The sequence below is a fragment of the Microbacterium sp. MRS-1 genome (genome assembly GCF_000585455.1).
GTDB lineage: Bacteria > Actinomycetota > Actinomycetes > Actinomycetales > Microbacteriaceae > Microbacterium > Microbacterium laevaniformans.
The window spans coordinates 21,123-46,758 of the sequence record NZ_JAUF01000060.1; the positions used below are offsets into that span (position 1 = coordinate 21,123).

Below are 25,636 nucleotides of genomic sequence, written 5' to 3' on the forward strand. Positions count from 1 at the left end.
CGGGTGGGATGAGCGGCGCGCCGAACGCTGTGTGCGGATGCCGCGACATCCATCTTCGCCGCTGGCGCGGTGTCGGGCGTCGCCGGGCGACGCTTTGTTACAGGGTCTTCACCCGCGCCGCCCGAGCTGGGCGAGAGGTGTCGTCGGTCGAGGGGCGCCGCGCGCGGCGGGGTGATGCGGCGTCGGTGTTGCCGTGCCGCGCCACGCGCTCGATCCAGCCGCGGCGGGCAGTGTCATCGCTGAAGCGCACGGGCGTGAAGCGTGCGATGCCCACCGTGCGCACGCCGCAGTAGCCGAGAGTCGCCCGGGAGAGCGATGCTTCGGCGGCACCGCGGTAGACGAGGCGGTTCCAGAACCGAGGAGAGTCCATCGTCATGACGATGCGCGCGGTGCGACCGGCGAGGAGGCGGTCGGACAGGGCAGAGCGTTCGCGATAGCGGAACGTCGCGTTCGAAAGGAAGACACGGTCGATGAACGCCTTCAGAGCTGCCGGTACGGTGCCCCACCACTGCGGATGGAAGATCGCGATGTGATCGGCCCAGAACAGGTCGTCCAGGTACCGGGCGACGTCCGGATCGAGCGGCAGATCGTGGGTGCGGCCGACGCGCGGCGCGCGCAGCTGGTCGCGCGTGCGGGGATGGTCGGGGATGGGGTCGTGGGCGAGATCGATCAGGCGCACCTCGGCGCCGGCGGCGCGGGCACTCGACACGTAGCTCTCCGCGAGCGCGTGGGTGAGGGTATCGGGCAGGGGCGTGCCGACGAGGACGAGCAGGCGGCGGTTCATGGCGTGCGACCTTTCGCGAGGACGATGTCGGTGAGTGCCGACAGATGGGCGTTGAGCGCGGCGGGGGTGATGCCGGTGCCGGAGGAGACCGGATCCAGGCGCGGATCGGCGAGCATCTGGGCGAACTCGGCCTCGAGCTCGCCGCCGGCCACGCGCACCAGCTTGACGCCCTTCGGGGTCAGCTCCAGAAGGATGCGGCGCCCTTCGCCCGCGGTGGTGCGCAGCCACCCGTCGGCGACCAGGGCCGGGACGCGCTTGCTGACCGCGGCTTTCGTCACCCGCAGGCAGCGTGCGAGCCCGGTGATGTCGATCGGCGCCCGCTCGGAGAGGGTCGCCAGGATCTCGAACAGGTTGAAGGTCACGCCGTGTCTGTCTCGCAACCAGGCGTCCGCGAACAGATCCAGTTCGCCGACGAGCTCGTGGAGGGTGACGGTGAGACGGGCGGCCATAGCCAGAGTCAACCAGTTGACATCCCTGGTGTCAACTGGTTGACTCCCGCGGTCAGCGGATGCTGATCAGGAGATGCTGATCAGCCGATCCAGGTCGTCGTCGGGAAGGGTGTCGGCGGTCGCGGTCACCTGCAGGTCTACGAGGTCGGCGCGTCCGCGAAGGATGTTGAGGAAGGCGGTGTCCGCGGCATCCCGGCCCGTCGCGATGCGAACGAGCGTGTCGCGGGGTGCCAGGGTGGTGGCGTCGACGACGCGCCAGGCGCCGTCGACCCATGCTTCGGCGACGGCGTGGAAGTCCATGGGGTCGAGTCCCGGCGCGTACACCGCCACCAGTCGTGCGGGTACGCCGCCCGCGCGCAGAAGGGCGACGCACAGGTGGGCGTAGTCGCGGCAGACGCCGCGGCGGGCCAGGAGCGTGCGGACGGCGCCGTCGGTCGGCAGGCTCGAGCCGCTGACGTACGACAGCTCGGTGCCCACCCACGACGACACACCCGTCAGCAGGTCGCTCGAATCGCTGATGCCGCCGAACTCGGCCGCGGCCGTCGGCGCGAGTGCGTCGGACTCCGCGTAGCGGCTGGGGCGGCCGTAGACGAGCAGTTCCGTCTCGTCCGCGTCCAGCGGCGTGGCCGCGCCGTCGATGGTCGCCGCGTAGTCCAGTCGCAGGCGGCCGATCGGAGCGTCCACCCGGTGGAGGCGACCTCCGTGTGCGTCGGTGAGTTCGTGCACCGGCACGGGCGAGCCGTCGACGCGCACGTCGAGGGATTCGGATGCCGGGGCATACGCCCGGGATGCGGCCACGGCGAACACGAGGTCGGCGGGGTCGGTGACGTCGAGCTCGATGCGGGCGGTGACGATCCTCTGCATGCTCACAGGGTGGCATGGCGCCGCGCCGGCCGCGCGGGGGTTGACAGCAGCTCGACGCGTTTCGACGCGCGGCGCCCCGTGTCAGTAGGAGTCGCGCTCGGTGTCGTCGTACTCCGTCACCCATCGCGCCGCGAGGGCCTCCGACCCGCGGGCCAGGAGCGCCACATCGGCGCCGACGAGAATGAAGACGGTGTGGTCGTCGTCGTGCGCCCCGATCAGTACGTCGCGGCGGTGCTGCCGCTGGAAGCGACCGACGAGTTGACGGACTTCTTCAGCCGGTGGATGCTCCCCGTCGGGTGACGGGCTGAGACGCCGAGTGACGCTCAGTCGAGGTCGTCGTACCCGCTGAGGCGCAGCTCCTCGGCATCCATGTGTGCTTCCAGCCGGCGGGCGAGAAGGTCGTCGACCGTACCCTCACGCCGAAGACGCAGAAGGACCTCGCGCTTGCGATCCAGCAGGGCCAGCTTCAGTCGCGTCATCTCCTCGAAGCGCACGAGCGGCGATCGCTGGGTGAGGTCGATTCCGGTCGATGCGGCGAGCATCGTCAGCGAGGTCGCGGCATCGACCCCCGCCGCGGCCGGATTGAGCCCCACGACGGGCCCCGCGCCGTCCACGACTGTCTGCGCACCGGTGTCGGGGGCCGACGGCGCCGCCACCATGCCCTCGAGCTGTGCGATCTGGTCGGCATCCGCGGTGGCCTGGGCACGGGCGAAGGCACGCGCGTTGGCCAGCTCGAGCATGTCGTAGCCATCCTGACGAGCGCGCTCGCGCACCTCATCGCTGATACCGTGCTCGGCCGCGATGTCGTCGAGAGCGGCGATCGCCGCACCCGAGATGGTCCGTTGCGCCAGCTCGATCTCGTCGGCGGCCCAGTCGTCGCTGGGAAGCTTCGCCCACCGGACGATGGCGGGAAGGAGCGGTCCCTGCACGAGAAGACTCAGCACGATCACCCCGGCCGTCACGAAGACCACGGCGTCGCGGCCGACGAGCGGCTGACCGGACGACGTCGTCAGCGGAACCGAGAGCGCGATCGCGAGCGACACGGCACCGCGGAACCCGGCCATCGTGCTCACGATGCGCGCGCGGTTCAGCGATCCCGGGCCGGAACGTGCGGTCAGCGCCGGCGTACGCGGGCGCGAGAAGGGGGCCATCAACAGCTGGAACACATAGCGCACCACCAGCAGCGCCGCCCACGCGGCCACGGTCAGCAGCACGAGGCCCCACACCTCGGTCGGGGAGATCTCGTGCAGGACGAGCTGCACTTCCAACCCGATCAGCACGAACAGCGCTCCGTTGAGCAGGTAGACGCCGAACGGCCACGCCGCCATCGCGGTGCGGCGGGAGGCGGCGGTGGTGATGCGCGGCAAGGCCCAGGCGATGATCAGGCCCGCGAACACCACGGCGAGAACGCCCGAGGCGTTGACCAGTTCGGCGAGCAGGAACGCCGTGAACGGAACCAGCAGCAGCGTCACGTTGATCGAGAGGGCATTGCGCATGCGCCGCAGCGCGAGGTACGCGAGAGCCGCGATGACGATGCCGGCGATCGCTCCGCCGAGGTAGGAGACGAGCACGGTGGCGGTGATCGACCAGCCCGTGACGGTGTCGCCGAGTGCGACGGAGATCGCGATGGCGTAGAGCACCAATGCAGTGCCGTCGTTGGTCAGACTCTCCGCCTTCAATTTCATGAACGTGCGCTGGGGAAGCAGCCGTCCGAGCGCGGCGACAGCCGTGGCATCGGGGGGCGCGACGGCGGCACCGAGGATCATGGCTGCCGGCCAGGGCAGCCCGAAGAGCGTGGCCACCCACGCGACCGCGAACGCCGAGGCGACCACGAGCAGGGTGCTCATCGGGATGATGTAGCGCAGCGACCGGCGAACGCCCCGCAGCGACGTCGTCAGGCTCTCCCAGAACAGCATCACGGGCAGGAACAACAGCAGCACCGTCTCGGGCGGCAGCTCGATGCGGCGCAGCTCCGGCACGAATCCCAGCACCAACCCGATGACCAGCAGCACCAGCGGCGTCGCTACGCGCAGGCGCGGCGCGAGGATCGTTCCCGCCAGCACCGACAGCCCGAGCAGGACGGTGACTTCCAGACCTTCCATGGCACCCCGATTCCGCGCAGACCTCCCGACGGATTTCCGTCGCAGCCCAGTGTGCGCCACAGACACAGCGTTTCAACAGGTCTGCGCATTCCCGGCGCGGCGGCCCGCTTGCAGCCGGTCGTCTCGGCGGTTCCGTATTCCGTCTCGGCGCCGTGCCCGGTGCCGGTCGGCTGCGCGAATCCGGGGTCGCCGCGGAGGCGGGCGCGTGCGCAGACTGAATACGGCACAGGGGACGGGCGCGCCGTCTCACGGGCGGCGCCTCCCGGACGGGGCCTCGCGGGTCGAGGTGGACCCGCCGCGGGCCTCACATCAGGAGTTCACGCGAATGATCTCCTGCTGGTACGGGGCGATGACCTCGCCGGAGATCCGGCAGTCCAGCAGCAGGAAGGGCCGGTCGGATGCCGGGACCTGCACCCACCGCGCGAGCTCGTCGAGGTCGGCGAGCGTGCGCACGACGACACCTCGGGCCCCGACCGCGGAGGCGAGACCCGCGAAGTCGACCTCGGGGATGAGCATGGGCTCCCGGGCGAGGCCCTGCAGGCCGTACAGGTTGATCTCGGCGCCGTACGCGGCGTCGTTCCACACGACGGCCAATCCGCGGCCCGCCGCCACGCGCACCGCGGATTCCAGATCCGACAGTGCCATCAGTCCGCCGCCGTCGCCGGTGGACAGCACGATGGTGGCCTCTGGCCGAGCCCGGGCGGCGCCCGCGACGGAGGGGAATCCCAGGCCGATGGACTGGTATGCGGTGCCGACCATCATCATCCGGTCGGGCGACGCTACCGGCCAGTACATGTTCGCCCAGCCCAGGAAATGGCCGCCGTCGGTGACGACGACGCGGTCGCGGGTGGACGGCGCGCTCTCCAGCAGCTCACCGATCCGCTCCGCGACAGAACGCGGATCGAGGCGGCCGTCGGGTGCCAGCGGGTCGCCGCTCTCGCGGGCGCGTGACGCGGCGATGTCCACGCGCTCGCGCCAACCGCTGGGCGCGGCATCCCTCTGGGACAGCTCGTCGCACAGGGCTTCGGCGACCAGGCGCGCGTCCCCGCGGATGAAGCCCCCGACGTGGGGGTGCGTGGCGGCGGGAGCGATGTCGACCTGCACGACGCGGGTGCCCGGAGCGAACAGGGCGCCGAAGCGCATCGTGAACTGGTTGAGTCCCGCGCCGAAGACCACCGCGACGTCCGCCGTCGAGATCAGCTCCATGGCGCCGTCGGCGCCGAACCCGCCGGTGACCCCGAGGTCGAACTCCGGCCGAGGGAACATCCCGCGACCCAGCGCCGTGGTCGCCGTGACGGCGCCCGTCGCGTCCGCCAAACGCCCGAGAGCATCCGCGGCCCCCGAGATCCACGCGCCGCGACCCGCGATCAGCACCGGACGCTCCGCGGCGGCCAGTGCGGAGGCCAGGTCGGCGATCGCTGCACGGGCGAATGGAGACGGTGCGATCGGTGCGGGAAGCGTCGGTTGCGGCGCAGCCGGCACCAGTCCCGCCTCGAGCTTTGCGACGTCGTAGGGGATGGCCAGCACCGTGGGCACGCGGTAGGCCAGCGCGTGCTCGATGGCGATGACCGTGGTGGCCGCGGCATCCGCCCGTCCGACGGTGTACGTGCGCGCGCCGACGGCCGAGGCCAGCGCGATCTGATCGACGTCCCAGGGGCGGGGGCCCGACGTGGGTTCGTCCCCGACGACGAGCACGAGCGGCACGTGGGCCTGGACCGACTCCGCGAGGGCGGTGAGCGTGTTGGTGAAGCCGGCGCCGTAGGTGGCGGTCGCGGCGGCGAGGCGTCCGCTCGCGCGATGGTAGGCGTCCGCCGCGACGACGCCGCCCGCCTCGTGGCGCACCGCCGTGTAGTGCACGTCGGTGGAGCGTTCCAGCGCGTCGAGGAAGTAGGCGTTGCCGTTTCCCATCACGCCGAAGACGTGGTCGATGTGGGCGGCGAGGGTCTGGGCGACGTGCGCAGAGACGGTGGGCATGGGTCCTCCGGGAGACGAAACGGTGAATGGATGCCGTATGTGTCTCGCGTGCCCCTTTTTCGAGCACCGGATGCCGCGTCGCGTCCGGACCCGTCGATTATAGAGGGACGGGTGTCGGCGGCGGCGGGCAGGATGGGGCGATGGAATCCGCCCGCCTTCGTGCCGTGCGTCTGGCTCACCACGCCCTGGTCGCTCCCGAGACCGATCTCGGTGCTGCCGCGCGCCGGATGGCGGCGACCCAGGCGCAGCAGTTCTGGGCGGGGCGGTGGGCTCTCGGCATCCGGACGGCGGCGGAGGTCAGCCTCTCGGACGTCGACGACGCCTTCGCGCGCGGCGTGCTCGTGCGCTCGTGGACGCAGCGCGGGACGCTGCACATCGTCGCCGCCGAAGACCTCGCCTGGATCCTGGAGCTGACGCGTGATCGCCAGCTGCGGCAGGCGGCGGGGATGCACCGCAGGTTCGGCATCGAGGCCGACGACATCACGCGGGCCGTCCACGCGGCACTCTCCGGCGGCAACTGCCTGACGCGCGGGGAGGTGGCGGGCGTGATGGCCGCCGCCGGCGCGGATGTTGCGGGCTCCCGCGGCAACCACCTGCTCTCGGCGCTCGCCGTCCGCGGACAGGTGGCCTTCGGCCCCGTCGTCCCGCGTGAGGGTGCGCCCACGCGGGAGCAGTACCTCATCGCCGCCGACGACTGGCTGCCGGATGCCGCGGCGCCCGCCGAGCCCTGGGCGGAGCTGCTCGTGCGCTATCTGGCGGGGCACGGCCCCGCCACGCTCGAGGACTTCCGCTGGTGGGCGGGCGTCCCCGTCGGTGTCGCGCGGGCGGCGCGAGAGACCGCGGGCGATCGGGTAACCGCGCTTGAGGAGGACCTGTTCGTCGTCGCCGACGTCGTCGTCGCCGACGTGGCCGTCGCCGACGCGCCGAGGGGCGCGGCGGAGTGCTGCGCCGAGGTGCTCGCACTGCCGCCGTTCGACGAGTACTACCTCTCGTACGCGGATCGTTCCCGCGTCTGCCCGCCGCAGCACTGTGCGGCGATCGGGCCGACCCTCAACGGACTGGTTCGTCCCGTGCTCGTCGCCGAGGGAGAGGTGATCGGCACCTGGCGGCATTCCACCGCGGTCGGCACGCAGCACCTGGACCCGGAACCCGAGCCCTTCGGGCCCGCAGCCGACGCGGCATCCATCGCGTCCGCCCTCGGCCGCGTCGCGAGATTCCTGCGCGGATAGGGGTGCTGCGCGCCCGCCTCAGGCGAACAGACCGGCCCCCACATACGAGCCCTCCTCGGCTCCCGGGGGAATGGCCCACAGCCCCGAGCCGATGTGGCGGACGTACTCGCTCAGCAGATCCCTCGACAGCGCACGCTGCAGGGCGATGAACTGCGCGGGAGAGCGTTGGTACGCGAGGAAGAACAGGCCGGCGTCGAGTCGTCCGAGATCGGTGTTGCCGTCGACGTAGTTGTAGCCGCGGCGAAGGATGCGGATGCCCTTATTGAGGTCGGGATGGGCGAGGCGCACGTGGCTGCGCGCGTCGATCGCGGGCTGGCCCGTGGCGCCGACGGCGGAGAAGTCCGGCGCCGTCTGCTCCTGCCCGCCCGAGAGCGGCGCGCCGTGCGCCTTGTCACGGCCCGTGATGCGCTCCTGCTCGCTCAGACGCACGCGATCCCACGTCTCGATGAGCATCGCGATCTTGCGCGCCACGAGATAGGAGCCGCCCACGAGCCAGGCCGGTTCGTCGCCGTCGCCGACCCAGACGTGCTGATCCAGCGCCGTCTGGCCGTCGGCGAGGATGTTGGCCGTGCCGTCCTTGAACCCGAAGAGGTTGCGGGGCGTGGCCTGATCGGCGGTCGTCTTCGACGTCTTTCCGAAGCCGAGCTGCGACCAGCGCAGCCGTGCTCGGCCGAAGGCGATGCGGCTCAGATTGCGGATCGCGTGCACGGCGACCTGCGGGTCGTCGGCGCAGGCTTGGATGCACAGGTCGCCGCCGGTGTGATCGGGCTCCAGGTCGTCGCCGAGAAATGCCGGCAACGCGGTGAGCAGGGCGGGCCGACGGTCGGCGAGTCCGTAGCGGTCGGTGCCGTCGACGGCCGTGAACAGGGTCGGTCCGACGCCGAACGTGATCGTCAGCCCGTTCGCGGCAAGGCCCAGCGCCTCACCGGTGTCGTCCGGCGGCGCCTCCGGCGAGCCTCCCACCGCGCCGCTGGCCGACACATCGAGACCCTGGGTCATCCGCGCCGCCGCGTAGGACCAGTCCTGGAGAAGCTCGATCAGATCCCCGCGGGTGGTCCCCGCCATCATGTCGAACGACGCGAAGTGAAGATGGTCCTGGACGGGCGTCGTGATCCCGGCCTGGTGCGCGCCGTAGAACGCGTAGGGCGACGCCGCGCCGGCGGCGCCGCGCGTGCGGCCGACGGCGACGCCGGCCGCCGCTCCGGCTCCGGCGCCGACGGCGAGCCCGGCCGCACCGACACCGGCCGCGAGGCCCAGCAGGCCCCGACGGCTGAGGCCGGCGCGCGGCGCGGGCTCGAGGCGGTCGTCGCCTGCGAGGGCGGGGTCGGTGCTCATTGCAGGATCGTGGACGTCAGCTTGGACAGCGGCTCGGCCAGCGCGTTGATCAGGTCGGTGAGCTCGCGCTTGTCGGCCTCGCTGAGCTGCCGGTAGTTCACGAAACCGGCGCTCAGCGAGCCGTGGCGCGCGAGAGCGGCCTCGAGGGCGGCGTAGCCGCTGTCGATCCGGCCGGCGAGCTCCGTTCCGGTCGCCCCGGAGGAGACGGCGAAGTCCTTGACGAGCGAGAACGCCATCCTCGATCCCTCGACGTTGGCCGCGAAATCGTACAGGTCGGTGCCGCTCCACCAGTCCTCTTCGCCGCTGATCTTGCCCGTGGCCACTTCGTCCAGCAGAGAGATCGCGCCGTTGGAGATGCCGCCGATGCCCTGCGCGTCGAGCGCCTTCTGGAACGCGTCGCCGTGCACGTACGCGTTCAGCTCGCCCACGTCGGCGATCAGCTTCGCCCCATAGGTCGCGCGCTCGGCGGGCGTCGAGGGCGCCCAGTCCTTCCAGGCCGGGGTTGACCCGTCGGAGTTGAGGGCATCGGGCGCCGGAACCCAGAGGTCCTTCTCGATGCGGTGGAAGCCCGTCCAGTCGAGGCCTTCCGCGGCGGCATCCACCTCGCGGTAATCGATGCGGGGATCGAGATCGCCCAGCGACTCCGCGATGGGTTCGATGCGCTCGTAGAACGCACGCGCGGTGGGGAACAGGCTCCGCGCCTTCTCATCGTCGCCGGCCTCGTAGGCGCTCACGAAGCTCGCCACGGCCGGGACGAGCTGTTCGACCTGATCCTTGACGAACGACGCGTACAGATCGACGGGCTTCTGCTTCTGCGCGGCGTCGTCGCCCGTGGCCGTGACGGCGTCGCCCGTGACCGTGAAGGCGGTGCGTCCGATGCCCTCACCGACCATGCCGGGCTTGCACAGGGTGACGTAGTCGCCGGGCTGGGCGACGACGGTGAGGGTGCGTGAGGCGCCGGGAGCGATGTTCTCGACCTCGCCGACGATGCGCAGACCGTCGGCGGCGAGGAGATAGAACTCCGTCACCTCCGAGCTGGCGTTGGTCACCGCGAACGCGAGCGTGCCGCTGGTGGCGGTCGCGGTCGACACCGTGCACGCCGTGTCGGTGGAGGTGACGGTCAGGGCGTCGGACGCGGCGACGTCGGTCTTGGCGACGCAGCCGGCCAGCACGAGGGCGGTCGCGCCGAGCGCGGCGACGGCTCCCCAGGTGCGTGTGCGGGTCATGATGCTCCTTGGTGGTGGGAGAGGCCCGCGTGGTGCGGAACCGGCGTGAGGGGTGCGGATGCCGAGGCCCGGGCGGGCCGGCGACCGAGTCCCCGGACGAAGAGGGTGCCGACGACGGCCATGTACAGGGCCCAGGCGATGACCTGCAGCCAGGACATCTGCGGCATGAAGCCGACGGTGGCCTGCAGGATCGCAGCGAGAGGGCTTCCCGGCGGGATCGCCGCCGAGAGATCGAACGCCCAGCCGAACGGGAAGCCCGCCGCCCCCACGGCGACGGTGCCGCCCACGATGGGCGCCAGGGCGGAGAACGGGCCGGGGAGGGCGCCGGCCTCCTGCAGGTCGTGGATCGCGTACGCCAGAACGCCGGCGGCGACGATCACGAGGAAGCCGCCGGTCCAGGCGAAGAAGACGCGGAGGTCGAGGCGCACCATTCCGCGGGCGAGGAGCCACCCGAGGATGACGGCGGCGGCGAGGCCGAGCAGCGCGCCGAGAAGGGCGGACGGCGTGTCGCCGAAGGACTGCACCATCGACCAGAGCAGGAGCGTCGTCTCGATGCCTTCGCGGGCGACGGAGATGAATCCGATGAGGACGATTCCCCAGAGGCCACCCGTCGCGAGCGCCCGGTCGACACCGCCCTCGAGGGTCTTCTTCATCGTACGGGCGGTCTTCTGCATCCAGAAGATCATCCAGGTCACCATGCCGACGGTGACCAGTGAGAGCAGGCCTCCGATCAGCTCCTGCGCTTCGAACGTCAGGGCGTAGGCACCGAAGGTGAGGATCGCGCCGATGCCGACGGCCAGGGCGACGGCGAGGCCCACTCCGGCCCACAGGCGCGGGAGCACATCGCGGCGATCGATGCGGCGCAGGTAGGCGACGAGGATGCCGACGACGAGAGCGGCTTCGAGGCCTTCGCGGAGGCCGATCAGGAAGGTGGCAAGCACGAGCGTTTCGTCGGGGAGGGGAAGTGAGGTTAGGCGAACCTCACAAACAGCGAGCGTACACCGCTGCGTCGCGCCCACTCAACCGTCGTCGCGCCTGCTCCCGGGCAGATGCCGGTGCCGGATGTCGTCAGCCCTGGGCGTGCCGGTCGAGAAAGGCGTATACCTCGCCGTCGTCGACGCCGGGGAAGGCGCCGCGCGGCAGCGGTGAGAACATCTGCATGTGCACGCGGGCACTCGGCCACGCGCGACCCTCCCAGCGTGCCGTGAGATCGGCATCCGGCCGTCGGCAACACGACTCGTCGGGGCACGTCGAGATCGCGCGCTTCTGCGTCTCGCGGCCGCGGAACCAGCGCGCGTCGTCGAAAGGCACCCCGACGGTGATCGAGAACTCGCCGTCCGAGGTGCGTCCGGTCTGCGACGAGCACCAGAAGGTACCGGCGGGGGTGTCGGTGTACTGGTAGTGCTCGACCGTGCGGTTCTGCTCCGAGAAGGCGGCGCGCGCGGCGAAATGCCGGCACACGACTTGTCCCTCGACCGATCCGGTGACGTCCATCGGCAGCGGCAGGTCATCGTTCTCGTAGGCGCGGGTGATGGCGCCCGAGCCGTCGACCCGCAGGAAGTGCAGGCGGATGCCGATGTGCTGCGTCAGGAGGTTCGTCAGCCGCATGCCGGCGGCCTCGTGGGTCACGCCGAACGCATCGCGGAAGTCCTCGACGGCCAGGTTGCGATCCTTCTTCGCCTGGGTCAGGAAGGCGACCGAGGCGGTCTCGGGCATGAGACAGCAGGCCGCGAAGTAGTTGATCTCGAGCCGCTGCTGGAGGAAGTCGGCGTAGTCACTGGGCGGTGTGTGTCCGAGCAGCCGGTGGGCCATGGCCTGCAGGGCCATCGAGCGCAGGCCGTGGCCGCCGGGGATCGATGCCGGCGGCAGGTAGATCCTGCCGTTCTCCAGGTCGGTGACCGAGCGGGCCGAGTGGGGGAGATCATCGACGTAGATCAGTTCGAAACCGAGCTGGGACGCCATGATGCTGACCGTGCGGTGGGTGAGGGCGCCCGAGACGTGGCCGGCGGCCTTCAGCTGCTTCTCCGCGAGCTTTTCGATCTCGGGGAGGTAGTTGTCCTTGGCGCGCATGCGCAGCCGCAGCTCGGTGTTGGCGCGTCGGGCCTCCTCAGGCGTAGCGATCGCCGCGCGCTCGCGCCGCTGCAGCTCACGGTGCAGCCCCAGCACAGACTCGATCGTCTCGTCGGAGGTCGCCTTGGTCACCCGCAGAGCCGGGATACCGAGGCTGCGGAAGACGGGGGACTGCTGCGCACGTTCGAGTTCGAGCTCGAGGGCGGCCCGGCGGTTGGGCGGCTCGGCGGAGAGCAGATCGGTGACGTCGGTGCCGGTGGCGGCGGCGATCGCCTGCAACAGCGAGAGCTTCGGCTCGCGCTTGCCGTTCTCGATCAGGCTCAGCTGGCTGCCGGCGACGCCGACGATCGCGCCGAGCTCGTCGAGGGTGAGCCCGTGCGACACCCGTTGGTGGCGGATGCGATGACCGAGCGTCGACAGCTCTAGGGACGTGGGTGGCATTCCTTGAGCATAGCGAAAGAATCACGTTTCTTGACGACGTCAGGGCATGCAAATCCGTCGTGAGGAGCTCAATCTGGAAGAGACCCCTCCGGATCGCCCCACCGACGCCACGCTGAAGGAGCCCGACATGGCCATCGCCGACATGTTCACCCGCCCGACCGCCATTCGCACCGCCACGGGGGCCGACGCGGCCGACGAGCCCCGCGGCGGGTTCGGGATGCGACCGGTCCTGGCCGGCGCAGGCTTGGAGGCGCTGCTCGCCTGGGTCGACGAGGTCGCCGCCCTGACGCAGCCCGCGCGCATCCACTGGGTCGACGGTTCCCGCGCCGAGAACGAGGCTCTTCTTCGCCAGCAGGTCGACGAAGGCAAGCTCATCAAGCTCAACCCCGAGTGGCGACCGGGCTCCTACCTCGCCCGCTCGCACCCGAGTGACGTCGCTCGCACGGAGGCGCGCACCTTCATCGCCTCGGCGCGACAGGAGGATGCCGGCCCCACCAACAACTGGGCACAGCCCGATCAGATCCGGGCGACCATCACCCCGCTGTTCGAGGGGTCGATGCGGGGACGCACGATGTACGTCGTGCCCTTCTCGATGGGCGCCGTCGGCGGTCCGCTCTCGCACATCGGCGTACAGATCACCGACAGCGCGTACGCGGTGACCTCGATCGGCATCATGACGCGCGTCGGCACTGCGGTGCTGGAGCAGATCGCCGCCGGCAAGCCCTGGGTCAAGACGGTGCACTCGGTCGGCGCGCCCCTGGCCCCCGGCCAGGAAGACGTCGCCTGGCCCTGCAACGACGAGAAGTACATCGTGCACTTTCCCGACACGCTCGAGGTGTGGTCGTTCGGATCGGGCTACGGCGGCAACGCGATCCTCGCGAAGAAGTGCTTCGCACTGCGCATCGCCTCGGTCATCGGACGTGAGGAGGGGTGGCTCGCCGAGCACATGCTGCTGATCCGCGTCATCAGCCCGGAGGGCAAGCGCTTCCACCTCGCCGCCGCCTTCCCCTCGGCGTGCGGCAAGACCAATCTCGCAATGCTGCGTCCCACGATCCCGGGATGGCGGGTCGAGACCCTCGGCGACGACATCGCGTGGCTTCGCCCCGGCGAAGACGGTCGGCTGTGGGCCATCAATCCCGAGGCCGGATTCTTCGGGGTGGCGCCGGGAACGGGCGCGTCGACCAACGTGGCCGCCGTCGAAACGCTCTGGGGCAACACGATCTTCACGAACGTGGCTCTGCGTCCCGACGGAGACGTGTGGTGGGAGGGTCTCACCGACGACGTGCCGCAGGAGCTGATCGACTGGGAGGGCAAGCCCTGGACCCCGGCCATGGGCCGCCCGGCCGCCCACCCCAACTCGCGCTTCACCGTCAGCGCGGGACAGTGCCCGCAGATCGCCCCCGACTGGGAGACGCCCGAGGGCGTGCCGCTGGACGGCATCCTGTTCGGCGGGCGCCGCGCTACGAACGTCCCGCTCGTGCTGGAGGCCACCGATTGGACCCACGGTGTGTTCCTCGGCTCGAACATCTCCTCCGAGCGCACCGCCGCTGCCGAAGGGACCGTCGGCGAGCTGCGCCGCGACCCCTTCGCGATGCTGCCGTTCTGCGGCTACAACATGGCGGACTACTTCGGCCACTGGCTCAAGGTCGGCCAGCGTCTGCGCTTCGACCGCGCCCCGCGCATCTTCCAGGTCAACTGGTTCCGCAAGGGCGAGGACGGCCGCTTCCTCTGGCCGGGATTCGGCGACAACGCACGCGTGATCGACTGGATCATCCGCCGCATCGAGGGAGTGGTCCCCGCCATCGACAGCCCGATCGGACGGCTGCCGCGCACGGAGGATCTGAACCTCGACGGCATCGAGGTGCCCGATGCCGACCTCGACGCCCTGTTCGCGATCGACCGCGACCTGTGGCTGCAGGAGGCCGAGCTCACGGAGGAGTTCTACCGCACGTTCGAGGGGCGGGTGCCGCCGGCCCTGTACGCCGAACTCGCCGCTCTTCGCTACCGCCTCAAGCTCGCGGCGGTGGGGTGATACGGCTGACGCGCACGCGTGTGTCGTGATCGCGGCTCAGACGAGCAGCTGGTGCTTCGCGAGGTCGCGGTACAGCGGGACGGTCTCGACGAGTTCGGAGTGGGTGCCCTGCCCGACGACCCTGCCGTGGTCCATCACGACGATCAGATCGCTGTCCACGACGGTCGACAACCGGTGCGCGATCACGACGAGCGTCCGCCCCGAGGCGACGGCGTCGATCGCCTCGCGCATGCGCTGCTCGTTGAGGCCATCGAGCGATGACGTCGACTCGTCCAGCAGCAGAATCGGGGGAGCAGCCAGCAGCGCTCGGGCGATCGCGAGCCGCTGCCGTTCGCCGCCCGACAGCATGACACCGGCCTCACCCACCGGTGCGTCCAGGCCCAGATGCGAGCGCTCCAGCACCTCGCCGAGGTTCACGGCGCGCAGCACGCGCACGCACTCCTCGTCGGATGCCGACGGCGACGCCAACCGCAGGTTGTCGGCGATCGTCCCGGCGAGGGTCGGTGCATCCTGCTCGACATAGCCGAGCTGGGCGCGCAGCCGCGTGCGGTCGATGCCGCGGAGATCGACGCCGTCGAGCAGGATCGAGCCGGCCGTCGGGTCGTAGAACCGCTCGATCAGTGCGAGGGTGGTGGACTTGCCCGCACCCGACGGCCCGACCAGGGCGACGCGCGCCCCGCGCGGGACGCGGAACGACACGCCGCGCAGCACCTCGCCGGCCGCTTCCGAGACCGCCACCGTCGCGTCGGCGTGGGCCTCGGCGAGCAGGGCCGCCGCCTCGGTCTCCGAGCGACGGCGCGCGCTGACCACGGCATCCGGATACGCGAAATGCACGTCGCGGAACTCGATCGCCGACGTCGTCTCGTGGTTCTCGTGCGCGGCGGCCGTCGAGATCGGGGAGGTGCCGACGGCGACGGATGCCGCGACCTCCGCATCGCACGCCGTCTCGGTGCGCAGGTCCAGCATCTCCTGGATGCGTCCCAGTGCGCCCAGGGCCTGCCCGACCGAGGTGATCGCTCCGAAGAACGAGCCGAGGGGCTGCACGAGGAAGAACAGGAACATCACGAACGTCACCAGCCCGGCGATCGTGATCGCGCCGGAGGCGACGCGGAGGCCGCCGACGCCGAGGACGACGAGCAGCGACAGCTGGAGGGCGACGCCGGCGACCGGCACTACGAACGCCGATGCCTTCGCGACCTGCACGCCGGCCTCGTACGCACCGCGGGCCGTGTGCTCGATGCTCTCGCGTTCACGTTCGGACGCACCCGAGGCGCGGATCGTGCGGATCGATCCGACGGCGCGCTCCACCCCCGAGGCCAGCTCGCCCACCTTCTCCTGCTGCACGGCGGTCGCCCGGCGGATCCGCCCGCTGAGCGCCACCACGACGGCGACCGATGCGCCGACGACGACCAGGATGAGCACCAGCAGCACCGGATCGATGATGAACATCGCCACGATCGCCCCGACGAAGATGAGCGCATTGCCGATCGAGTCCGCCAGCCCCTGGGTGAGCACCGCGTACAGCAGGGTCGTGTCGGTGCCGACGCGCGAGACGAGGTCGCCCGTGCGCCGCGCGTCGTACTCCTGCACGGGAAGGTGCAGCAGCTGTGCGATGAGACGGCGCCGACTCGAGTAGACGACCGCCGTGCCCGTGCGCTGCAGGAGGAAGTGCTGGATGCCGCTGATCACCGAGGAGGCGACGACGAGACCCACCAGCACCCATACCAGCAGACCCAGCGGGTTCTGCTTCTGCACCCGGTCGATGACCTGGCCGACCACCAGCGGCTGGGCGAGGGTCGCGACGGCGGCGAGCACGCTCAGCACCGCGACGACGACGAGGACGCCCTTCTGCTCGAAGACGAAGGGGAGCAGCTGTCGCAGACTCGCGCGAGGACCGTCATCGGGGGCGCGGCGGCGGGAGCGGGAAGGGCGGGTGGTGCTGGCAGAGGACATGAGGCGCTTTCCTGCGGTGTTCGGGTACTTCTATCTTCCCTCTCGGCGACGGCTGCCGGTGCCGCACGGTGTCGCAGGCCCTGGGTAGGGTGGATCGGTGCCTGCTCCTGTCATCTCCGCGCATCAGCTCGTGAAGTCCTACAAGGTCAAGGGCAAGCCCGACTTCGTCGCCGTCGACGGGCTCAGCTTCGAGGTCGCGCCCGGTGAGTCGTTCGGTCTTCTCGGTCCCAACGGCGCCGGCAAGTCGACGACGATGAAGATGATCGGTGCGGTCTCCACCCGCTCCGGCGGCGACCTGCAGATTCTCGGCCTCGACCCGGACCGCTACGGTCCCGAGATCCGCTCGCGGCTCGGCGTCGTGCCGCAGCAGGACAACCTCGACGGCGAGCTCAACGCCCGCGAGAACCTGTACATCTACGGCCGGTACTTCGGTCTTTCGAGCAAGGTGTGCCATGAGAAGGCCGATGAGCTGCTCGCCTTCGCGCAGCTCGAGGACAAGGCGAAGAACAAGGTCGACCAGCTCTCCGGCGGCATGAAGCGGCGCCTCACCATTGCGCGCGGCCTCATCAACGACCCGCGCATCCTGCTGCTCGACGAGCCGACCACCGGCCTCGACCCGCAGGCACGCCACGTCCTCTGGGATCGCCTGTTCCGCCTCAAGGAGCGGGGCACGACCCTGGTTCTCACGACCCACTACATGGACGAGGCCGAACAGCTCTGCGATCGACTCATCGTCGTCGACAAGGGCCGCATCATGGCGGAGGGCACCCCGGCATCCCTCATCCGCGAGCACTCCAGCCGGGAAGTGCTCGAAGTGCGCTTCGGCTCCGACCGCAACGCCCAGGTCGCGGGCAGCCTCGGCGGCATCGGCGAGCGGGTCGAGGTGCTTCCCGACCGCATTCTCATCTACGCGGACAACGGCGAGGCCGCTCTCGAACGCATCACCGGACAGGGGCTCGAGCCGATCACCTCGCTGGTGCGGCGCTCGTCGCTGGAAGACGTGTTCCTGCGCCTCACGGGAAGGTCGCTGATCGAATGAGCGCCGCCCAGACGGATGCCGGGACGCACCCCAGCCTGGACGAACTGCGTGCCGAAGCGATGCAGTGGGGGCGCAAGCCCCGCCGCCGCGGCGGGTGGTACGTCACCGAGCACATGGTCCGCGCGATGCGCGCCTACGGGTGGACGATCATCGTCGGCGCGGTCGGTCAGCCCATCCTGTACCTGCTGGGGCTCGCCGTGGGCCTGGCGGCCCTCATCCGCGTGCCGATCGTCGATCACGGCCAGGAGGTGAGCTACCTCATATTCGTCGCTCCGGCGCTGCTGGCGACCGCGACGATCTCGGTGGCCAGCGAGGAGCTCACCTACCCGGTCATGGCGGGCTTCAAATGGCGCCGCTACTTCTACGGCTTCAACGCCTCGCCGCTGTCGAGCCCGCAGATCGCCAACGGCGTCGTCGCCGGAGCGACGGCGCGGATGGTCGTCGCCTCGGCTGCCTACTACCTCATCGTGTGGCTGCTGCCCTTCGGCGCGGTGCCTCACCCCGCGACGGGATGGCTCGCGGTGTTCGCCGGTGTGCTGGCCGGGCTCGCCTTCGGCATCCCGCTCATGGCCTATGCGGGCTCGATCGAAGACGACAAGGGACAGTTCGCTCTCGTGCAGCGCTTCCTCTTCATGCCGATGTTCCTCTTCTCCGGAACGTTCTATCCGCTGGACTCGCTGCCGCTGTGGTTGCAGTGGATCGGGTGGGTCTCACCGCTCTGGCACGGCGCCGAACTCGGACGCGTCGCCACATACGGCGCGGCGGTGGACCCGGTGATGGTCACGGTCCACCTCGTCTATCTGCTCGCCCTCGCGGTGGTCGGCTACCTGTTCGCCCGCCGCGTCTTCACCGAGAGGCTCGCGAAGTGAGCGCCGTCGTCGAGGTGTCCTCCACCGTGGCCCGTCGCGGGGGCGTGCGCGCGCTGTGGGCGGGCAACCCCGGTGCCGTCGTCCAGCGCGGCCTCATCGCCGCGCGGTCTTCCAGCTGGGCGGTCGTGCTCTCGGGCTTCTTCGAGCCGGTGTTCTACCTCGCCTCGATGGGCATCGGTCTCGGCGCGCTGATCGGCGACGTCGAGACCGCCCAGGGCGCGAGCGTCAGCTACGCCGCCTTCATCGCGCCGGCGCTGCTGGCCGTCTCGGCGATGAACGGGGCGATCTACGACTCCACGTGGAACGTCTTCTTCAAGCTCAACTACGGCAAGCTCTACGAGGGCATGCTCGCCACCTCGCTCGGCCCGCTCGATGTCGCCCTGGGCGAGATCCTCTACGCGCTGCTGCGTGGGCTGGCGTATGCGACCGGGTTCATGATCATCATGCAGATCCTCGGGCTCAACCTCGCCTGGACGGCGGTGCTCGCCCTGCCCGCGGTGGTCCTGATCGCGTTCGGCTTCGCGAGTCTCGGCATGGCCGTCACCAGTTACATGAAGACGTTCCAGCAGATGGACTGGATCAACTTCGTGCTGCTGCCGATGTTCCTCTTCTCCGCCACCTTCTACCCGATCACGGTCTACCCGGGCTGGGTGCAGCAGATCGTCATGGCGCTGCCGCTGTGGCACGGGGTCGAGCTGATCCGGGGGCTGACGACCGGCATCCTCAACGTCGACATGCTGTGGCACGTCCTCTATTACGTCGCGATGATCGCGATCGGTCTCGTGTTCACCACGAAGCGGCTGCGCGCGCTGTTCCTCGACTGAGCGGCCGCCGTTCGTGCGTGAGTCGTCAGAGTGAGCCGGTCTCGCCGAGGCCGATGTTCGTCTCGTAGTCGACGTCCTTGGTCTCGCGGGAGAGGATCAGTGCGATGAGGGTGAGCACGGCGGAGCCCGACAGGTAGAGGCCCACGAGCCACGGCTCGCCGCCGCCGGCGGCCCACAGCCCCAGTGCGATCGACGGTGCGACGGCGGCGCCGAGGATCGACGAGACGTTGTAGGCGATCGCCGAGCCGGTGTAGCGGACGTTCGTCGGGAAGAGCTCCGGCAGCACGGCGCCCATGGGGCCGAAGGTGGCTCCCATCAGCATGAAGCCGAACACGAGGAAGGCCTGCACCAGCGCACCCGTGAACTTCGGATCAACGGCCGGAAGCAGGAAGACGTTGAACGTGAGGCCGAGCACGCCGATCAACGCGGTGACCCAGATGAGGAGCTTGCGGCGGCCGACCGCGTCGGCGATGGGGCCCGACAGCAGGGTGAACACCCCGAAGAACACCCCGCCGATGATCTGCATGATCACGAAGTCGGTGTAGCCGAATCCGAGGCCGGCGACCGGCGCATCCGTCGCCTTCGTGCCGTAGGCGAGGGTGAAGCTCGTCATCAGGTAGAAGAGCACATACGTGGCGAGCATGATGAACGTGCCGAGGATCAGGTTCTTCCAGTGTCCGCGGACGACCTCCCCCAGGGGGAAGCGGCGGATGGCGCCCCTCTTCTCGGCGGTCGTGAAGGTCTCGGACTCGACGAGCTTCAGGCGCACCCAGAGGCCGATGATCACCATCACGGCCGAGAAGAGGAAGGGCACGCGCCAGCCCAGGCGAGGAAGGCCTCGGAGCGCTGCGTCGGGCCGTCGGGGTGCGGCAGGGCGAAGTTGATCACGAGGAAGAGCGCGTTCGCGATGATGAAGCCGATCGGAGCGCCCAGCTGCGGGAAGGTGCCGTACCAGGCGCGCTTGCCCTTCGGGGCGTTCTCCGTGGCCACGAGCGCGGCGCCCGACCACTCGCCGCCGAGGGCGAATCCCTGGAACAGGCGGAGGATCAGCAGCAGGAGGGCCGCCCACCAGCCGATGCCCGAGAACGTCGGCAGACACCCGATCAGGAAGGTCGCGATGCCCATCGTGAGCAGCGACGCGACGAGCGTGGCCTTTCGACCGAAGCGGTCGCCGAAGTGTCCGAAGACCACCGCGCCGATGGGGCGCGCGATCATCGCGGCCCCGAAGACGGCGAACGACGACAGGAGGGCGGTGGTCTCGTTGCCGGTCGGGAAGAAGAGGGCGGGGAAGACGAGCACGGCGGCGGTCGCGTAGACGTAGAAGTCGTAGAACTCGATCGTCGTTCCGACCAGGCTCGCGGTGATCACGCGGGCGCGGGAGTTGACGGGTGCGGTGGGGGCCGCGGTGGCTGAGGACATGCGCAGAGGCTACCTATCGATGAGAGATCGTAGGTCCTCGTGGGACGCACCGGTGGTGGGCGTCCGGGGCAGGGGTGTGTGCAGCGGGCGCCGCGACAATGAGGTCACCGGGCCGCCGGCAGGTTCCCGGCGCACGGCTATCGAGTCTACGCCGCGTGGCGCGTCTCGTTCGTGCAGCGGGAACCTGCCGGCGTCGACGCGGTCAGCGCCAGAGGACGGCGAGGGCGGCGTTGAGGAAGGTCAGGATGCCGACCAGCCAGAACATGGCCGGCGGCACGGATCCGGTCTTGCGCTGGCGAGCGGTGCCGATTCCGAGGAGCGCGCCGATCGCGAGCAGCACGACGAGCTTGACGCCCAGCTTCGTGTAGTTCAGCGGGTAGTCGATGCCCCACGGCGCGGCCAGGGCGAGGCCGGCGACGGCGGCGACGAGCATGCCCCACGTCATCAGGCGGGTGACGCGCCGCTGTCCCACCGCCTCGACGACCCAGGCGCCGAAGAGGATGGCGAATCCGGTGAGATGGACGAGGACGACGACGTGACGCAGGATCTCCATGCCTTCAGCCTAACTGATAGTGCGCGCGTCCGCGCCCCCGGTCGTTGAGCGAGCAGCGAGTCGAAACGCGGTTCCTGTGGATTGTCGCCGCCGTAACCGTCGCGGACGATGACGGTCCCGCTATGCCGTTCGTGTACATGCTCCGTTGCGCCGACGGCACGTTGTACGTCGGCAGCACGCTCGATCTCGATCGGCGCCTCGCCCAGCATGCCGCCGGGGAGGGAGCCGTCTACACGCGGAGACGCCTGCCGGTCGAGCTGGTGTGGAGTGCGGAGATGGCGCGTGTCTCCGATGCCTTCGCGTGGAAGAAGCGGTTGCAGGGATGGAGCCACGCGAAGCGGCTCGCCTACGCGCAGGGCGGCATCGATGCCGTGCGCGGGTGGAGCGCGCGTCACCGCCGAGGCTGAGGGCGTTTCGACTCGGCGCTGCGCGCCTCGCTCAACGACCGGGATGAGAGCCCCGGTCGTTGAGCGAGCGCAGCGAGTCGAAACGCGGCTTCTGGTCGGTGCGGTGTCAGCCGCGAAGGCGCTGCAGCAGCAGCGCGGTGCGCAGCGCGGCATCCGCGGCTTCCGCGCCCTTGTCCTCCTTCGAGCCCGGAAGGCCCGCCCGGTCGATGCCCTGCTGCTCGTCGTCCAGGGTCAGCACCCCGAAGCCGACCGGCTTGCCGGTGTCGAGGGCGACACGGGTGAGGCCGTCGGTGGCCGCCGACGACACGAAGTCGAAGTGGGGTGTGCCCCCGCGGATGATGACACCGAGTGCGACGACGGCGTCCGCCCCGGCATCCAGGGCCGCCTTCGCCGCGACGGGCAGCTCGAACGAGCCGGGAACGCGCTCCAGGCTCCACTCGGCCCCGGATGCCGCGAGCACCCGCTCCGCGCCGGCGATCAGGCCGTCGGTGATGACGTCGTGCCAGAGGCCGGCGATGACGACGACCCGCAGTCCGGTCGCGTCGATCGGGACGGTCTGGGGGGCTCCGTCGCCGCTCATGCGTGCTCCTCCGTGCTGTGGGCGAGAGCCGCGTCGAGCTCTGCCGCGCTGATGATGTGGCCCATGCGATCGCGCTTGGTGGCCAGGTACTGATGGTTGTTGGCGCCGACGCCGACGAGCAGCGGCACCTGCTCGACGATATCGAGTCCGAGCTCGCGCAGCTGCTTCACCTTGTCGGAGTTGTTGGTCAGGAGCCGGATGCTGTCCACACCCAGATCCGCGAGGATGCCGCCGGCTGCCGCGTAGTCGCGGGCGTCGGCGGGCAGGCCCAGCGCGAGGTTCGCATCGACGGTGTCGAGGCCCCGCTCCTGCAGGCTGTAGGCGCGCAGCTTGTTGATGAGGCCGATGCCGCGGCCCTCGTGGCCGCGCATGTAGATGACGACGCCGCCGTCCTTGTCGATGCGCTCCAGCGCGGCGTCCAGCTGCGGGCCGCACTCGCACTTCTGGGAGCCAAAGGCTTCACCGGTGAGGCACTCGGAGTGCACGCGCACGAGCGGGGCCTTCTCGGTGAGGTCACCCGAGACGACCGCGATGTGGTCGGTGCCGGTCACGCGGTCCTTGTACGCCAGAAAGCGGAACGTTCCGTGCGAGGTGGGCACGGTCGCCTCGGCGCGCAGGCTCACGCGGCGCTTCTGGGCCGCCGCCTGCGCAGCGGGCGCGGCGACCGGTTCGACCTCGTCGAGGTAGGCGATGAGCTGTTCGATCGTGATCACCGGAACGCCCTCCCGCTCGCCCATCTCCATCAGACCCGGCAGACGCATCATCGACCCGTCCTCGGCGACGACCTCGCCGATCGCCGCGACAGGCTGCAGACCCGCGAGACGCATCAGCTCGACGCCGGCCTCGGTGTGACCCGCACGCTCGCGCACGCCGCCGTCCACCGCGCGCAGCGGCAGGATGTGACCCGGCCGGATCACCGACGACGGCACGGATGCCGGGTCGGCCAGCACATTGAGGGTGTGCGAGCGGTCGGTCGCGCTGATGCCGGTCGAGACGCGGTCGGCGGCATCCACGCTCACCGTATAGGCGGTGCCGCGGGCGTCCTCGTTCACCGCGACCATCGGCGGCAGGTCGAGGCGGTCGGCCCACTCGGCGGGCATGGGCGCACAGATGAAGCCGCTGGACCAGCGGATCGTCCAGGCGAGCCACTCGGGCGTGGCGAGCTGGGCCGACAGGATGATGTCACCCTCGTTCTCGCGGTTCTCATCGTCGGCGACGATGACGGGACGTCCGGCGCGCAGCGCCTCGAGGGCCTCGGGGATGGTGGCAAGGCTCATCGTGAGCCTCCTTCGGTGAGGGAGTCGGCGGAATCGGAAACGGTGGGGGCGAAGGCGAGCAGGCGCTGCACGTGGCGCGCCAGGATGTCGGTCTCGAGGTTGACGCGGTCGCCGGCAACGCGGTCGCCGAGGGTCGTCGCCTCCAGGGTCTCGGGAATCAGCGACACCTCGAACCAGGCATCGGCGGCGGCGGCATCCGACGCATTCGAAACCGTGAGAGAGACCCCGTCGACGGCGATCGATCCCTTGTCGACGACGAGCGGAGCGAGGTCCGCGGGCAGCGAGATGCGGATGACGCGCCACTCGGCGCCGGGGCGCACCTCCCGCACCGTGCCGGTCCCGTCGACGTGTCCCTGAACGATGTGTCCGCCCAGGCGGCCGTGTGTGGCCATTGCGCGCTCGAGGTTGACGCGGGTGCCGGGGCCGAATGCGCCGAGGGTCGCCATGTCCAGGCTCTGGCGCATCACGTCGGCGGTGAACCAGTCCTCGCCCTGGTCGACGACGGTCAAGCAGACGCCGCTGACCGAGATCGAGTCGCCGTGGTGGGCGTCGGAGACGGCCAGCGGGGCACGGACGGTCATCCGCACACCGTCACCCGACGGCTCGACGGCGACGATCTCGCCGCGCTCTTCGATGATTCCGGTGAACATCAGTTCTCTTCCTTCGTGGTGGAGGTGTGTGAGCAGGCCGTGCCGTCGAACCGGCCGACGATGAGCAGGTCGTCGCCGAGATGTTCCACGGATGCCGCGCGCAGTCGCCGCTGGTTGCCGATTGAGGTGACGCCGATATCGCCGAGGGCCAGGCGAGGCCCCCCGAGCAGGGTGGGAGCGACGTACACGAGCACCTCGTCGGCGAGCTGCTGGCGGAGGAAGGACGATGCGAGAGTCGGTCCCCCCTCGACGAAGACGCGGTGTGCGCCGAGCTCGCGGAGGCGCTCCAGAAGGTCGGGCAGATCCTCGCCCTCGTCCTGCATGAACGGGCGCGGATGCCGGCGCACGGCGGCTTCCTGCGGCACGGCTCGGGTCCCGACGACTACCGGCCGCGGCTGCTCGTCATAGAGCGAGCCGTCGGGGCGGCGTGCGGTGAGGGCGGGATCGTCGGCCAGCAGCGTGCCGGTGCCGACCACGATCGCGTCGGCGAGGCTGCGGCGGCGATGCACATCGGTGCGGGCTGCCGGACCGGTGATCCACTGGCTGGTGCCGTCGGCGGCGGCGCCGCGGCCGTCGAGCGACTGCGCCCACTTCACGGTGACCTGGGGGCGGCCGAGCCGCTGCACCTCCAGCCAGGAGGCCAAGAGCGCGCCACCCTCGTCGGCGCGCCAGCCGCCGATCACGTCGACCCCGGCCTCGCGCAGACGTGCGGCGCCGCCCGAAGAGGCCTCGCCGGGATCGGTGACGGCGAACACCACGCGCGCGATACCGGCGGCGATGAGCGCTTCGCTGCAGGGACCGGTGCGGCCGGTGTGGTTGCACGGTTCGAGGGTGACGACGGCGGTCGCACCGCGCGCGGCATCCGCCCCCGACGCGGCGGCGAGGTTCGTCAGCGCGTCGACTTCGGCATGAGCCGTGCCGGCTCCCCGGTGCCACCCTTCGGCGAGCACCTCGCCGTCGGAGGAGAGCAGCACGGCGCCGACCTGCGGGTTGATGCCGCGCGGCCCCCGTCGAGCGATCTCGAGGGCGCGCTGCATCGCACGGTCGATCGCCGTGTCGTCGCGGTCTGTCGCGGCCATCCGTCGTCCTCCTGTGAGGCTCCGGGGCACGGCCGACACCGCAGACGCCGCCGCGTGCGCGCGACCACGTCCGTGCTGCCTCCCATCCGGACTAGCGATCGGGTTCTGTCGAACCGTCATGCATCACCGTCGGTCCCGGAGTTCCACCGGATCAACCCCTCGTGAGAGGGGCTCGCGGACTGTCACCGCCGGTTCGGATTCACACCGACCCCGGAGCACGTTTCTTGCACTTGATCCTACTCAACGCCCCGACGACGTTTTCATTCCATGTCGGTCGCAAGGGACGCTGCGCTACTTCAGCAGCCGCGACAGCCGCCGGTCGGCGAGTAGCTTTCCGCCCGTCTGACAGGTGGGGCAGTACTCCAGTGAGTTGTCCGCGAAGAAGACGCTGCGCACTTCGTCGCCGCACACCGTGCACGCCTCGCCGCGCCGGCCGTGCACCGCCATGCCACGGCGCTTCGCGTCCTTCAGATCGGCGGG

At 70.3% G+C, this 25,636-nt stretch carries 22 protein-coding genes, 3 pseudogenes and 1 riboswitch; of the genes and pseudogenes, 7 read left to right on the plus strand and 18 right to left on the minus strand.

Annotated elements, in window-relative coordinates; translation table 11 throughout:
* Positions 1 to 97 precede the first annotated feature (97 nt).
* From AS96_RS10905 to AS96_RS15740, 4 genes and pseudogenes are all read right to left on the minus strand, one after another.
* Positions 98 to 784: an NAD(P)H-dependent oxidoreductase gene (locus AS96_RS10905; RefSeq protein WP_036289614.1), complete on the minus strand. Its 687-nt coding sequence runs from the start codon at positions 782 to 784 to the stop codon at positions 98 to 100.
* A complete protein-coding gene (locus AS96_RS10910) occupies positions 781 to 1,233 on the minus strand; it encodes a MarR family transcriptional regulator (RefSeq protein WP_036289616.1) in 453 nt (150 codons plus the stop codon). Before AS96_RS10910 ends, AS96_RS10905 begins: the two co-directional genes overlap by 4 nt.
* Before the next feature lie 66 nt (positions 1,234 to 1,299).
* The gene (locus AS96_RS10915) at positions 1,300 to 2,097 is read right to left on the minus strand and encodes a transglutaminase-like domain-containing protein (protein ID WP_036289618.1); all 798 of its coding nucleotides are present in this window, start codon (positions 2,095 to 2,097) and stop codon (positions 1,300 to 1,302) included.
* An 81-nt stretch (positions 2,098 to 2,178) separates the two neighbouring features.
* Positions 2,179 to 2,283 (minus strand): annotated as a pseudogene (locus tag AS96_RS15740) (2-dehydro-3-deoxyglucarate aldolase); the annotation flags it as partial.
* On the opposite strand from AS96_RS15740, the pseudogene AS96_RS16005 reads away from it, so the two are divergent.
* Positions 2,278 to 2,397, plus strand: a pseudogene (locus AS96_RS16005) (hypothetical protein); the annotation flags it as partial. The pseudogenes AS96_RS15740 and AS96_RS16005 overlap by 6 nt on opposite strands.
* Before the next feature lie 23 nt (positions 2,398 to 2,420).
* On the opposite strand, the gene AS96_RS10920 reads toward AS96_RS16005, so the two are convergent.
* Together AS96_RS10920 and AS96_RS10925 are read right to left on the minus strand one after the other, a co-directional pair.
* Positions 2,421 to 4,199: a Na+/H+ antiporter gene (locus tag AS96_RS10920; protein ID WP_036289620.1), complete on the minus strand. Its 1,779-nt coding sequence runs from the start codon at positions 4,197 to 4,199 to the stop codon at positions 2,421 to 2,423.
* A 309-nt stretch (positions 4,200 to 4,508) separates the two neighbouring features.
* Entirely contained in the window at positions 4,509 to 6,173 is a 1,665-nt protein-coding gene (locus AS96_RS10925) for a thiamine pyrophosphate-binding protein (RefSeq protein ID WP_036289623.1), read from the minus strand.
* Between the two features lie 140 nt (positions 6,174 to 6,313).
* Between AS96_RS10925 and AS96_RS10930 the strand changes: the two genes are divergently transcribed.
* Positions 6,314 to 7,402, plus strand: a complete 1,089-nt coding sequence (locus AS96_RS10930) for a winged helix DNA-binding domain-containing protein (RefSeq protein ID WP_036289624.1) — start codon at positions 6,314 to 6,316, stop codon at positions 7,400 to 7,402.
* 18 nt (positions 7,403 to 7,420) lie between these two features.
* On the opposite strand, the gene efeB is transcribed toward AS96_RS10930, so the two are convergent.
* The 4 genes from efeB to AS96_RS10950 all read right to left on the minus strand — a co-directional run bounded on the left by efeB (position 7,421) and on the right by AS96_RS10950 (position 12,474).
* Positions 7,421 to 8,737, minus strand: coding sequence for an iron uptake transporter deferrochelatase/peroxidase subunit (gene efeB, locus AS96_RS10935; protein ID WP_036289626.1), 1,317 nt, complete (start codon positions 8,735 to 8,737; stop codon positions 7,421 to 7,423).
* Positions 8,734 to 9,963, minus strand: a complete 1,230-nt coding sequence (gene efeO / locus AS96_RS10940; protein ID WP_036289628.1) for an iron uptake system protein EfeO — start codon at positions 9,961 to 9,963, stop codon at positions 8,734 to 8,736. Before efeO ends, efeB begins: the two co-directional genes overlap by 4 nt.
* The gene (gene efeU / locus AS96_RS10945; protein WP_036289630.1) at positions 9,960 to 10,904 is read right to left on the minus strand and encodes an iron uptake transporter permease EfeU; all 945 of its coding nucleotides are present in this window, start codon (positions 10,902 to 10,904) and stop codon (positions 9,960 to 9,962) included. Before efeU ends, efeO begins: the two co-directional genes overlap by 4 nt.
* Positions 10,905 to 11,031: 127 nt before the next feature.
* Positions 11,032 to 12,474, minus strand: a complete 1,443-nt coding sequence (locus tag AS96_RS10950; protein WP_005048065.1) for an XRE family transcriptional regulator — start codon at positions 12,472 to 12,474, stop codon at positions 11,032 to 11,034.
* A 127-nt stretch (positions 12,475 to 12,601) separates the two neighbouring features.
* Here AS96_RS10950 and AS96_RS10955 point away from each other — a divergent pair, with 127 nt between their 5' ends.
* Positions 12,602 to 14,506 (plus strand): phosphoenolpyruvate carboxykinase (GTP), encoded by a 1,905-nt coding sequence (locus AS96_RS10955; RefSeq protein WP_036289656.1) that lies wholly within the window; start codon positions 12,602 to 12,604, stop codon positions 14,504 to 14,506.
* Positions 14,507 to 14,542: 36 nt separating this feature from the next.
* On the opposite strand, the gene AS96_RS10960 is transcribed toward AS96_RS10955, so the two are convergent.
* Positions 14,543 to 16,459 (minus strand): ABC transporter ATP-binding protein, encoded by a 1,917-nt coding sequence (locus AS96_RS10960; protein WP_036289632.1) that lies wholly within the window; start codon positions 16,457 to 16,459, stop codon positions 14,543 to 14,545.
* Positions 16,460 to 16,556: 97 nt separating this feature from the next.
* Here AS96_RS10960 and AS96_RS10965 point away from each other — a divergent pair, with 97 nt between their 5' ends.
* The 3 genes from AS96_RS10965 to AS96_RS10975 are packed head-to-tail and all read left to right on the plus strand — an operon-like array spanning position 16,557 to position 19,191.
* A complete protein-coding gene (locus AS96_RS10965) occupies positions 16,557 to 17,498 on the plus strand; it encodes an ABC transporter ATP-binding protein (RefSeq protein ID WP_036289634.1) in 942 nt (313 codons plus the stop codon).
* Entirely contained in the window at positions 17,495 to 18,367 is an 873-nt protein-coding gene (locus AS96_RS10970; RefSeq protein WP_036289636.1) for an ABC transporter permease, read from the plus strand. Before AS96_RS10965 ends, AS96_RS10970 begins: the two co-directional genes overlap by 4 nt.
* Positions 18,364 to 19,191: an ABC transporter permease gene (locus AS96_RS10975; protein ID WP_036289638.1), complete on the plus strand. Its 828-nt coding sequence runs from the start codon at positions 18,364 to 18,366 to the stop codon at positions 19,189 to 19,191. Before AS96_RS10970 ends, AS96_RS10975 begins: the two co-directional genes overlap by 4 nt.
* 25 nt (positions 19,192 to 19,216) lie before the next feature.
* Here AS96_RS10975 and AS96_RS10980 read toward each other — a convergent pair.
* A pseudogene (locus tag AS96_RS10980) lies at positions 19,217 to 20,610 on the minus strand (MFS transporter).
* 202 nt (positions 20,611 to 20,812) lie between these two features.
* The gene (locus AS96_RS10985) at positions 20,813 to 21,163 is read right to left on the minus strand and encodes a hypothetical protein (RefSeq protein WP_036289640.1); all 351 of its coding nucleotides are present in this window, start codon (positions 21,161 to 21,163) and stop codon (positions 20,813 to 20,815) included.
* Positions 21,164 to 21,285: 122 nt separating this feature from the next.
* Here AS96_RS10985 and AS96_RS10990 point away from each other — a divergent pair, with 122 nt between their 5' ends.
* Complete coding sequence (locus AS96_RS10990) at positions 21,286 to 21,570, plus strand: GIY-YIG nuclease family protein (protein ID WP_036289642.1); 285 nt, start codon at positions 21,286 to 21,288, stop codon at positions 21,568 to 21,570.
* 106 nt (positions 21,571 to 21,676) lie between these two features.
* Here the strand turns inward: AS96_RS10990 and ribH are convergent, their stop codons facing one another.
* From ribH to AS96_RS11015, 5 genes are all read right to left on the minus strand, one after another.
* On the minus strand, positions 21,677 to 22,150 hold the full coding sequence (ribH, locus tag AS96_RS10995) for a 6,7-dimethyl-8-ribityllumazine synthase (protein WP_036289644.1): 474 nt from the start codon (positions 22,148 to 22,150) through the stop codon (positions 21,677 to 21,679).
* Positions 22,147 to 23,427, minus strand: coding sequence for a bifunctional 3,4-dihydroxy-2-butanone-4-phosphate synthase/GTP cyclohydrolase II (locus AS96_RS11000; RefSeq protein WP_036289646.1), 1,281 nt, complete (start codon positions 23,425 to 23,427; stop codon positions 22,147 to 22,149). Before AS96_RS11000 ends, ribH begins: the two co-directional genes overlap by 4 nt.
* Complete coding sequence (locus AS96_RS11005) at positions 23,424 to 24,077, minus strand: riboflavin synthase (protein ID WP_036289648.1); 654 nt, start codon at positions 24,075 to 24,077, stop codon at positions 23,424 to 23,426. Before AS96_RS11005 ends, AS96_RS11000 begins: the two co-directional genes overlap by 4 nt.
* A complete protein-coding gene (gene ribD, locus AS96_RS11010) occupies positions 24,077 to 25,156 on the minus strand; it encodes a bifunctional diaminohydroxyphosphoribosylaminopyrimidine deaminase/5-amino-6-(5-phosphoribosylamino)uracil reductase RibD (RefSeq protein WP_036289650.1) in 1,080 nt (359 codons plus the stop codon). Before ribD ends, AS96_RS11005 begins: the two co-directional genes overlap by 1 nt.
* 69 nt (positions 25,157 to 25,225) lie before the next feature.
* A riboswitch (FMN riboswitch) is annotated at positions 25,226 to 25,378 on the minus strand.
* A gap of 69 nt (positions 25,379 to 25,447) precedes the next feature.
* Positions 25,448 to 25,636 (minus strand): zinc finger domain-containing protein (locus tag AS96_RS11015; protein WP_036289652.1); only part of this gene is annotated, 189 nt, incomplete at its 5' end.